Raw genomic sequence first — 9,934 nt, forward strand, 5'->3', positions numbered from 1 at the left:
GACATCCGCAACGGTCGACGCAGACATCCGCAACGACCGACGCTGATGCTCGTAACGGTCGACGCGGATGCTTTTCTCACCACCTCAACATTCCACCACCTCAACATCAAATCTCACCACCTCACCATCTCAACACCTCACCACCTCACCATCTATAAACAACAACGGCAAGGTTGGCATCCCGTCGACCTTGCCGCTTTCATTGAAATAACAACACTAATATATAAAAGGTATGAAATATATGTGTGGTGTTTTGATGTTACAAATATTCTGAACCAGCCCTGAAGCCGTAGAGACTTACAGTTTGCTGATGATGCCCAGCTTAGTGCTCTCAAGGAACTTTACGATAGCCGTTATCTCCTTGCCAGCAGGCACCTGCTCCTTCACCTGGTTGATTGCGTCGAACACGCTTGTCTGTCCGTGGAACACAAGGCGGTAAGCGTTAGCGATATGGTTGATTACCTTCTCGTTTGTGCCCGACGACTTCAGCAGCGACTCGTTCACACCGGCGTAGCGCACGGGATTGTCAGTAGCCACGATGAACGGAGGCACATCCTTCGAGATGCGCACACCGCCCGTCACCATCGACGCACCACCGATGCGCACATTCGAGTTGACAATGACACCAGAAGAGAAGATCACGGCACTGTGAACCTCACAGTCGCCTGCCACCTTCGTACCGTAGCCGAACGTAACGTAGTCGTCCACCTTCGTGTCGTGCGAGATGTGCACACCCTCCATGAAGAAGTTGCGGTTGCCGATGCGTGTCTCACCGTCGGTGTATGTGGCGCGGTTCACAACCACGTTCTCGCGGAAGATGTTCTCGTCGCCGATGACGAGGCGTGTAGCCTCACCCTTATGGTTGAAGTCCTGCGGCTCTGCACCGAGCACTGTGTTCTGATAAACCTTGTTGCCACGACCCATTACGGTGCCGCGCATGATGCTCACGTAAGGATAGATTATGCAGTCGTCGCCAATCACTACGTCGTCCTCGATGTAGGCGAACGGATAGATTGTAACGTTCTTGCCAATCTTAGCACCCGGAGCTATATATGCTTTTTCACTAATCATAATTCTTAAATTTTGAGTTGTGAGTTTTGAGTTTTGAATAATTCAACACTCAACATTCAACATTCAACATTCTTAATATCTTCCTCCACCAAGCGCATAGTAGAGGTTAACCACAGCCTGCATCTTGTTGAAGTCGTCCTGCACCTTTGAGAGCTCTGCATTGAGCAGGCTCTGCTGCGCGGTGATCACTTCCAGGTATGTAGCCGAGCCGTCGTTGAAGAGCATCTGGTTGTACTCCACGTTCTTCTTCAGACTCTCCACCTGCTTAGCCTCCAGTGCGCTCTTCTCTGCCGATGAGTTGTAGAGCACGAGGGCGTTGCTCACCTCAGAGCCGGCTGAGAGCACTGCGTTCTGCCATGTGTTGAAAGCCTGCTCCTGCTTTGACTTAGCCACCTTCAAGCCAGCCACGAGCTGACCGTGAGCGAAGATAGGCTGCACGAGCGAGCCTACTGCCGAGAGCAGCCACTTGCCTGGGTTCACGATGCCCATACCGCCAGAGTTGGTGAAGGCACCCGTTGCCGAGATTGTGATGCTTGGGTAGAAGCGTGAGCGAGCGGTGTTCACGTCGTAGAAGCACTGCGCGAGCGACATCTCAGCGTAGTGTACGTCAGGACGGTTGGCGAGCAGCTGCAAGCCGATGCCGGTAGAGAACTCCGTAGGCAGCGACTGCTCTTCGAGCGAGCCGCGCTGTATGGTCTGCGCCTGCTGACCGAGCAGCAGCGAGAGCGAGTTCTCCGTCTCGCGTATCATACGCTTTATCTCTGTGCCCTGAGCCTGAACCGAGTAGAAGTTCGACTCTGCACTCTGCACTGATGTCTCGCGCACACGTCCGAAGTCCTTCTGCAGCTTCATAATGCGCAGCGTCTCCTCTGTGAGCTTTGTCATATTCTCTACCACCTGCAGCTGCTTGTCGAGCATGAGCAGTGTGTAGTACATGTTGGCAATGTTCGAGATGACCTTTGTCTGCACTACGAGCTGATAGTCCTTCGTGGCAAGCAGTGCCATCTGTGCCGAACGCTTCTGGTTGAGAAGGTTGCCGAAGAGGTCGATGTTCCACGACGCTGTGATAGGCAGCGAGTAGGTCTTCGTAGCGGGGTTGCCATCCCACGAAGCGATGGTGCCTTGCGGCGAGAAGGTGAAGCCGGGCACGAAGGCGAGCTTAGCCACCATGAGCTGGTCCTCCACCATCTTCACGTTGAGCGCGGCGTTGAGCATGTTGGTGTTGTTCTGCAAGCCAAGCTCGATGAGCGACTGCAGCTGTGGGTCGGTGAACACGGTGCGCCAAGCGAGATTGCCGAAGCTTGTTGTGTCGCTTACTGCGAGTGTGTCGCTGTTGCTCTGCACGTCGCGCACGAGGCCCGTGGTGTTCACCTCCGGACGCTCGTACTTATTATATATTCCGCAGCTGGTCATCAGCAATGCGCCAGCGGCGAGAAGCATTAACTTTTTCATGTTCATCTGTCTTATTTTGAAGTCTTTTCAATCTGATCCTGCAGCGCACCTGCCACGTACGGGTTGGTGTACTGGCGTATCTCGGTGTCTACATCTGCTGTGTCGTTCTCGAACTCGATAGGCTTAATCTTCTCCTGCAGTGTCTGGAAGATGAAGAACAACGCCGGCACTACCATAATCTGGCAGAGCATACCGATGAGCATACCGCCTACGGCTGCCGCACCGAGTGTCATGTTACCGTTGTAGCCTACGCCCCACGGCATGAGCAACGGCAACAGGCCGATAATCATAGCCAACGAGGTCATAAGGATAGGACGCAGACGGGCTGAAGCGCCGAGCACTGCCGACCAAGAGATAGCCATACCTGTCAGGCGGCGTTCGAGGGCGAACTGCACGATAAGGATGGCGTTCTTGGCGAGAAGACCCATAAGCATGATGAGCGCAATCTGCATGTAGATGTCGTTGTTCTTACCAAACATGTTGGTGAAGAGGAAGGCTCCTGCCAAACCGAACGGGATGGAGAGGATTACGGACAACGGCAGAACATACGACTCATACTGTGCCGAGAGGATGAGGTAAACGAAGGTCAAGCAGAGCACGAACACGATAGCTGTAGAGTTTGACGACTCCTGCTCGGTACGTGTCAAGCCCGAGAACTCGTAGGTGTAGCCTGCTGGCAGCGAGGTCTTAGCCACCTCTGCCATAGCGTTGATAGCGTCGCCCGTTGAGTAGCCCTCAGCTGCTGATGCGTTCACGTTGATTGAGGTGAAGAGGTTGAAGCGGTCAATCTCCTGCGGACCATACACACGACTGAGGTTCACGTACTCCTTGATAGGAGCCATCTCGCCTGCCGAGGTGCGCACGTAGATATTGTCCAGACTCTTCAGGTCTGCACGATTCTGCGGTGCCGACTGGATATATACACGGTAGAGTTTACCGTAGGCGTTGAAGTTCGAAGCGTACATACCGCCGTAGTAGCCCTGCATTGTGGTGAGCACTGTCGATGGGTCGATGCCGCTCTGCTTACACTTAGCCACGTCAACATCAATCTTGTACTGTGGGTACTTGGTGTTGTACGAGGTCATGGCGTTCGAAATCTCTGGACGCTTGTTGAGCTCAGCTATATACTTCTGTGTGATGTCGAAGAACTTGTTCACATCGCCACCCGTGCGGTCCTGCATTGAGAAGGTCATACCGTTGGTTGCAGAGAAGCCCTGCACCATAGGCGGCTGGAAGGCGAGGATCTGCGCACCCTTGATGGCTGCGGTCTGCTTGTATATCATACCGAGCACCATTGTAGAGCCGAGGTTGTGTACGCCGATGTACTTCAGCGGTCCTTCCATCTTCTGACGCTCCTCGAAGCTCTTCAGCTTGACAATGAATGTACCCTGGTTAGAGCCCTGACCAGCGATGAAGTTGTAGCCCGTGATACGCATACGGCTGGCGATAGCCGGGTTGGTAGCGAGCATACGGTCTACCTGATCCATCACCTCGTTGGTCTTCTTCATAGAGGTGCCCGGAGGTGTTGACACTGTACAGAACACTGTGCCGGTATCTTCGTCAGGCACGAGGCCTGTCTTTGTCGTACCCATGAGCACAGCCATAGCAGCGATAGCCACCACTACTGTGCCGATAGCGATGAACGGACGCTCTACGAGGCGGCGCACACCCTTGGTGTACTTCTCCTGCACCTTGCCGTAAGCGGCGTTGAACGATGCGTGGAAGCGGTCTACCATCGACATCTTGCGCTCCTTGCCTTCCTCGTCCTTCGGCTTCAGCAGGATGGCGCAGAGAGCCGGCGAAAGGGTCAAGGCGTTAAGTGCCGAGATGATGATAGAGATAGCCATGGTGATACCGAACTCGCGGTAGAACGCACCTGACGTACCACCCATAAACGACACTGGGATGAACACCGAAGCCATAACGAGGGTGATTGAGATAATGGCACCCGAAATCTCGTTCATGGCGTCGATTGACGCGAGCTTAGCCGACTTGTAGCCGAGGTCGAGCTTGGCATGTACTGCCTCGACGACCACAATGGCATCGTCGACCACAATGGCGATGGCAAGCACGAGGGCGGCAAGCGTAAGCAGGTTGAGCGAGAAGCCGAACGCGTAGAGGAAGAAGAATGTACCGATCAACGACACGGGTACCGCAATCAACGGGATGAGCGTAGAGCGAGTGTCCTGCAAGAAGATGTACACCACGATGAACACGAGGATGAACGCCTCGCAGAGTGTCTTGATAAGGTCTTCGATTGAGGCGAAGAGGAACTCTGTCACGTCCTGCATGATGTCGAAGTGGATGCCTGGAGGCATTGCTGCTTCCTGCTCCTTGAGGAGCTTCTTGATGTTTGTGGCAATCTCGGTAGCGTTAGAGCCGGCGGTCTGTGTCACCATCATTGTTACTGACGGCTTGCCGTTGTTCTTCGACTCTACGGTGTATGACAGCGCACCCATCTCTACGCGGGCTACGTCCTTAACGCGGATGGTCTGTCCGTCCTTTGTCGACTTGATAATCATGTCGCCGAACTCCTCCGGTGTCTGCAGACGACCTCTGTAGCGGAAGGTGTACTGGTACTGGTTGTCAGACTGCTCGCCCACCGAACCCGGCGCAGCCTCAATGTTCTGCTGTGCAAGTACGCCGGTGAGGTCGGTCGGAATCAAGCCGTAGCTCTTCATCTTCACAGGGTCGATCCAGAGGCGCATGGTGTAGTCTTTCTGCGAGAAGCACTGGCACTCGCCCACACCGTTCACACGCTTGATAGCCGGAACGACGTTGATGTTGGCATAGTTGGTGAGGAACTCGTCGTCGTAGCGGTCGTCGTCGGCTGTAAGACCGAAGAGGATAACGGTTGACGACTGGCGCTTCATCACCGTCACACCAGCCTTGGTTACCTCGGCTGGCAGCAACGCTGATGCCTGCGACACGCGGTTCTGCACGTTGACCTGACACATGTCAGGGTCCATACCCTGCTTGAAGAATACGGTGATTGAAGCCGAACCGTCGTTGGTGGCAGAAGATGTCATGTAGGTCATGCCCTCCACACCGTTGATCGACTCCTCAAGTGGTGCGAGCACCGAGTTGAGCACGGTCTGTGAGTTGGCACCGGTGTAGGCTGCACGCACCATGATGGTAGGCGGCGCCATGTTCGGGTACTGCTCGATAGGCAGCGACACCAAACCTAACACACCCAGGATGACCACCAGGATAGAAATCACGGTGGAGAGTACCGGGCGTAGGATAAATCTATCTAATTTCATTTGTTTAAAATTTAGGAGTTAGGAAGTTAAGAATACTGGAGTTAAGCCATATGTCAAGCTTCTTAATATGTGCTATTGGCTTAACTTCTGAGCTCTTAACTTCTGAATTCTTTATTTTCCGAATGCCTTCTTCAGCTTACCAAGGTCGCCCTGAGCCTCGCCGAGTTCCTCTGTCTTCTTCAGCTTCTCAGCATACTGAGCCTCTGTGAGCGGTTTGATGTCCATACCGTCCTGCAGCGAAGACACGCCGTTCACAACGAAGCGGTCGCCTACGCTAAGACCAGAGGTGATGATATAGTTCTTGCCATCGTTCTGCGGGTTTACGGTCACCGGTGTGTACTTCACCTTGTTGTCCTTGCCTACTACGTAAACGAAGTACTTGTCCTGCACCTGAACCACAGCATCCTGCGGGATGATAACAGCCGAAGAGGCTATGTGAGGCACAACGATAGAGCCTGACGCACCGCTCTTGAGCACGTGCTCAGGGTTGGGGAAGTCGGCACGCATAGACACTGTACCGGTTGTCGGGTCGATAACGCCGCTCACGGCTGCCACCTTGCCCGGGTGCTCGTAGATAGAGCCGTCGGCGAGCTGCAGCTTCACAGCCGGATAGTTCTCAACGGCAGCGTGTACGCCGCCCTGTGTCTTGCTCATCTCCAGGAGGTCTTTCTCTGTCATAGAGAAGTAAACCTGCATTGTAGAGTTGTTAGACACGGTTGTGAGGGGCTGCTGCGACGATGCGCTTACGAGAGCACCTACGCGGTAAGGCAGGTCGCCTACAACGCCGTTAGATGGAGAGGTCACGAAGCAGAAGTTGAGGTTCTGCTTAGCCGATACGTATGCTGCCTCTGCCTGAGCGAGCTGGGCTGCTGCGCTCTCCATTGCGTTCTTTGTCGACTGCAACTCGTACGAACCGATAACGTTGTTCTTGAAGAGTTTCTGCGAGTTGTTGTATGTGAGGGTTGCGGTGTTGAGCTGTGCCTTAGCGGCGTTCACTGATGCCTTTGCCTGACGTACAGCTGCGGCGTATGTCACGTTGTCGATGACGAACAGCAGCTGACCAGCCTTAACCGACTGGCCTTCCTTCACGCAAAGCTTGGTGATGAAGCCAGACACTTTCGGGCGAATCTCCACGTCCTGCACACCCTTGATAGATGCCGGATAGGTGGTCTGCAAGTTTGCATCCTGACCCTGAACTGTGCGCACAGCGTATTCGTTGTCGCCGAAGTTAGGCTTTCCGCCACTCTTTCCGCCACCACATGAGGCGAGCACTGCAGCTAAGGCTGCAACCAATAAAATCTTTGTTTTTTTCATACCTATTTCTAATAAATATTTTTACCTTATTAATATATATACGTACTTTACTATTTGCTTTTGACAGGGGGTGCACCCCTGAAAACTAAACCGCTCGTTTAAGTTTTCTGTGTGCAAAGTTACTAAATATGTAAATAAGTTGTAACGACAACACGCGTACATTTAACAACTTTTATTTCTCGTTACGCGTTATTCAATATATTAGTTTCTATTTTGACCAATACTGCAGTCGCACTTTACCAATGCAAAAGTGCCACTTCGTCAATGCGAAAGTGGCACTTCATCGGTGCTAAACTACTGCGTAAGTCCCATGTCTTCGGCTTTCTTCATCAGCAGCTGCATGAGTGGCTCACGCTCGTTAGCCACACGGTTGTCAAGCACAGCGTCCTTCAGATACTGCTTCAGCTCACCCACCTGCCTGCATGGCGGCAAGTTGAACATCTGCATTATCTCGTTGCCGTCGATGACGGGTTGCAACAGACGCTTGTAGTCGCGCTCCTTTAGGTCGGTGAGCTTCTCGCGCACCATGCGGAAGTTCTCGAGGAAGCGTTTCTTGCGCACCTCGTTCTTGCTCGTGATGTCAGCCTCGCAGAGCATCATCAGGTCGTCGATATCGTCGCCCGCGTCGTTGAGCAGACGGCGCACAGCCGAGTCGGTCACCTCCTCATCGGCTATCACGATGGGGCGCATGTGCAGGTCTACCATCTTCTCCACGTACTTCATCTTGGCATCCATCGGCAGCTTCATGCGTCGGAAGATGCCCGGAATCATCTTCGCTCCCAAGTAGTTGTGGTTATGGAACGTCCAGCCGATGGCGGGCTCCCAACGCTTCGAGCGCGTCTTGCCGATGTCGTGGAACAGAGCCGCCCAACGCAGCCAGAGGTTATCGCTGCGCTTCGCCACGTTGTCCACCACCTCCAGTGTGTGGTAGAAGTTGTTCTTGTGCGCCTTGCCGTTGCGTGTCTCCACCACGTCGAGCGCAGCCAGCTCGGGTATGATGAGCTGCAGCAGTCCGCAACGCTGCAGCTCCACGAAGCCGCGCGAGGGCTGCTGGGTCTTCATTATCTTGTTCAGCTCGTCGGCGATGCGCTCTCCGCTCACTATCTTTATGCGCTCGGCGTTGCGTCCGAGCGCGTCGAATGTCTCCTCGTCGATGAAGAACTTCAGCTGAGCCGAGAAGCGCACGCAGCGCATCATGCGCAGCGGGTCGTCGGAGAAGGTGATATCGGGGTCGAGCGGTGTGCGTATTATGCCGTCCTCGAGGTCGTAGATGCCGTCGAAGGGGTCGACCAGTTCGCCGAAGCGCGCCTTGTTCAGGCATACCGCCATGGCGTTGATGGTGAAGTCGCGGCGGTTCTGGTCGTCTTCGAGCGTGCCGTCCTCAACCACGGGCTTGCGCGAACCGCGGTCGTAGCTCTCGCGGCGTGCGCCCACGAACTCCACTTCGGTGTCGTAGAACTTTATCTGCGCCGTGCCGAAGTTGCGGTAGACGGCGAGATGGGCGCGCCAGCGTCCGGTCTTCTCGTTCTTGCCAAGTGCCTTCTGCAACTCCTTTGCCACCTCGATGCCACTGCCCACGACCACCACATCGATGTCGTTCGTCGGACGTTCGAGGAAGATGTCGCGCACGTAGCCGCCCACGAGGTAGCACTCTACGCCCATCGCGTCTGCCACTTCGCCTATCTTATGAAATATCTTCTTGTCGAGAATCTGTGCCAATTCGGCATCTGTGTATAGCTTCATACGTATAAAATCCTGATTATTACATGCAAATCAAGTGCAAAGTTACGGTTTTTTACAGAATTTAAGGTGTATTGACGGAAAATTTGTACCTTTGCGTTCAATTTAGGATAGCACTAAATTTCTTATTAATAATATTATTGTATAAAATCAAAAGACAATGAAAATCAAAAAGACAGCCTCTACACTGTTCCTCATTGCCATGCTCTGCCTCGGTGCAACAAAGGCAAAGGCACAGGTTAACGCACAGTTGTTCTACGATTTCGGTAGCGACCGCGAGTTTGTAACGCTTACGCTTGAGATGTTCAAGCAGGACAAGTGGGGTAACACCTACTTCTTCATCGACCACGACTTCAACTACGACCAGCACGTGAAGGGTCCGAACCTCGCTCCTGGCGGCACCTACTTCGAGATTGCACGCTGCCTCAACTTCTGGCAGAAGTCTGCCATCAAGAACCTCTCGCTCCACGTAGAGTACAACGGTGGTATCACACGCTCCTACCCTATCAACAACGCTTGGCTCGTAGGTCTCGACTACTTCGTCCACTCGGACGACTTCAAGAACACGCTCAACCTCAAGGCACTCTACAAGAACATTCAGAAGAAGGACTCTGACCTGCCTATGCAGTTCACCATAGCGTGGGCGTTGAACGACATCTTCGGTGTGAAGGGCTTGAAGTTCGACGGCTTCGCCGACTTCTGGTGGGAGAACCACGCGGTCGACTACACAGCCGACGGCATGTGCGAAATGAGAAGCACCGTGTTCATCACCGAGCCGCAGCTCTGGTACAACGTTGGTCAGCACTTCGGTTGCAACAACCTCAGCCTCGGCACAGAGATCGAACTCTCTAACAACTTCGGCTCTACCGGCGGATTTAAGTGCCGCCCCTGCTTGGGTATGAAGTGGGACTTCTAAAGGGAAGCCCCTCCCAACCCTCCCCGTCGGGGAGGGCTCGAGAATACACAAGGCTTAAAGAGGCCTAAAAAGGCTTAGTTCGGTTAAGCTTTAGCTACGGCTTAAAGAGGCCTAAAAAGGCTTAGAACGGCTTAAGCTCAAAACCCCAAGGCTTAAAGAGGCCTAAAAAGGCTTAGTT

General features: G+C 53.6%; 7 protein-coding genes. 2 read left to right on the forward strand and 5 right to left on the reverse strand.

Annotated elements, in window-relative coordinates; genetic code table 11:
- The coding region (locus tag HMPREF0673_RS14575) for a hypothetical protein (RefSeq protein ID WP_007901920.1) at nt 1-285 on the forward strand (285 nt) is incomplete at its 5' end.
- A gap of 12 nt (nt 286-297) precedes the next feature.
- On the opposite strand, the gene lpxA is transcribed toward HMPREF0673_RS14575, so the two are convergent.
- The 5 genes from lpxA to HMPREF0673_RS10325 all read right to left on the reverse strand — a co-directional run bounded on the left by lpxA (nt 298) and on the right by HMPREF0673_RS10325 (nt 8,843).
- Complete coding sequence (gene lpxA / locus HMPREF0673_RS10305; RefSeq protein WP_007901923.1) at nt 298-1,071, reverse strand: acyl-ACP--UDP-N-acetylglucosamine O-acyltransferase; 774 nt, start codon at nt 1,069-1,071, stop codon at nt 298-300.
- A gap of 72 nt (nt 1,072-1,143) precedes the next feature.
- Complete coding sequence (locus HMPREF0673_RS10310) at nt 1,144-2,529, reverse strand: efflux transporter outer membrane subunit (protein ID WP_007901925.1); 1,386 nt, start codon at nt 2,527-2,529, stop codon at nt 1,144-1,146.
- A 5-nt stretch (nt 2,530-2,534) separates the two neighbouring features.
- Nucleotides 2,535-5,786, reverse strand: coding sequence for an efflux RND transporter permease subunit (locus HMPREF0673_RS10315; RefSeq protein ID WP_007901928.1), 3,252 nt, complete (start codon nt 5,784-5,786; stop codon nt 2,535-2,537).
- A gap of 111 nt (nt 5,787-5,897) precedes the next feature.
- Complete coding sequence (locus HMPREF0673_RS10320) at nt 5,898-7,100, reverse strand: efflux RND transporter periplasmic adaptor subunit (RefSeq protein WP_007901930.1); 1,203 nt, start codon at nt 7,098-7,100, stop codon at nt 5,898-5,900.
- A 294-nt stretch (nt 7,101-7,394) separates the two neighbouring features.
- The gene (locus tag HMPREF0673_RS10325) at nt 7,395-8,843 is read right to left on the reverse strand and encodes a CCA tRNA nucleotidyltransferase (protein ID WP_007901937.1); all 1,449 of its coding nucleotides are present in this window, start codon (nt 8,841-8,843) and stop codon (nt 7,395-7,397) included.
- A 157-nt stretch (nt 8,844-9,000) separates the two neighbouring features.
- Between HMPREF0673_RS10325 and HMPREF0673_RS10330 the strand changes: the two genes are divergently transcribed.
- On the forward strand, nt 9,001-9,756 hold the full coding sequence (locus HMPREF0673_RS10330) for a DUF5020 family protein (RefSeq protein ID WP_007901939.1): 756 nt from the start codon (nt 9,001-9,003) through the stop codon (nt 9,754-9,756).
- Nucleotides 9,757-9,934: the final 178 nt, after the last annotated feature.

This window comes from Leyella stercorea DSM 18206 (assembly GCF_000235885.1).
Taxonomy (GTDB): Bacteria; Bacteroidota; Bacteroidia; order Bacteroidales; family Bacteroidaceae; genus Prevotella; species Prevotella stercorea.

Bases quoted from the DNA above. Each gene is read 5' to 3' on its own strand.
- lpxA (WP_007901923.1), bottom strand. From the start codon at position 1,071: ATGATTAGTGAAAAAGCATATATAGCTCCGGGTGCTAAGATTGGCAAG.
- HMPREF0673_RS10310 (WP_007901925.1), bottom strand. From the start codon at position 2,529: ATGAACATGAAAAAGTTAATGCTTCTCGCCGCTGGCGCATTGCTGATG.
- HMPREF0673_RS10315 (WP_007901928.1), bottom strand. From the start codon at position 5,786: ATGAAATTAGATAGATTTATCCTACGCCCGGTACTCTCCACCGTGATT.
- HMPREF0673_RS10320 (WP_007901930.1), bottom strand. From the start codon at position 7,100: ATGAAAAAAACAAAGATTTTATTGGTTGCAGCCTTAGCTGCAGTGCTC.
- HMPREF0673_RS10325 (WP_007901937.1), bottom strand. From the start codon at position 8,843: ATGAAGCTATACACAGATGCCGAATTGGCACAGATTCTCGACAAGAAG.
- HMPREF0673_RS10330 (WP_007901939.1), top strand. From the start codon at position 9,001: ATGAAAATCAAAAAGACAGCCTCTACACTGTTCCTCATTGCCATGCTC.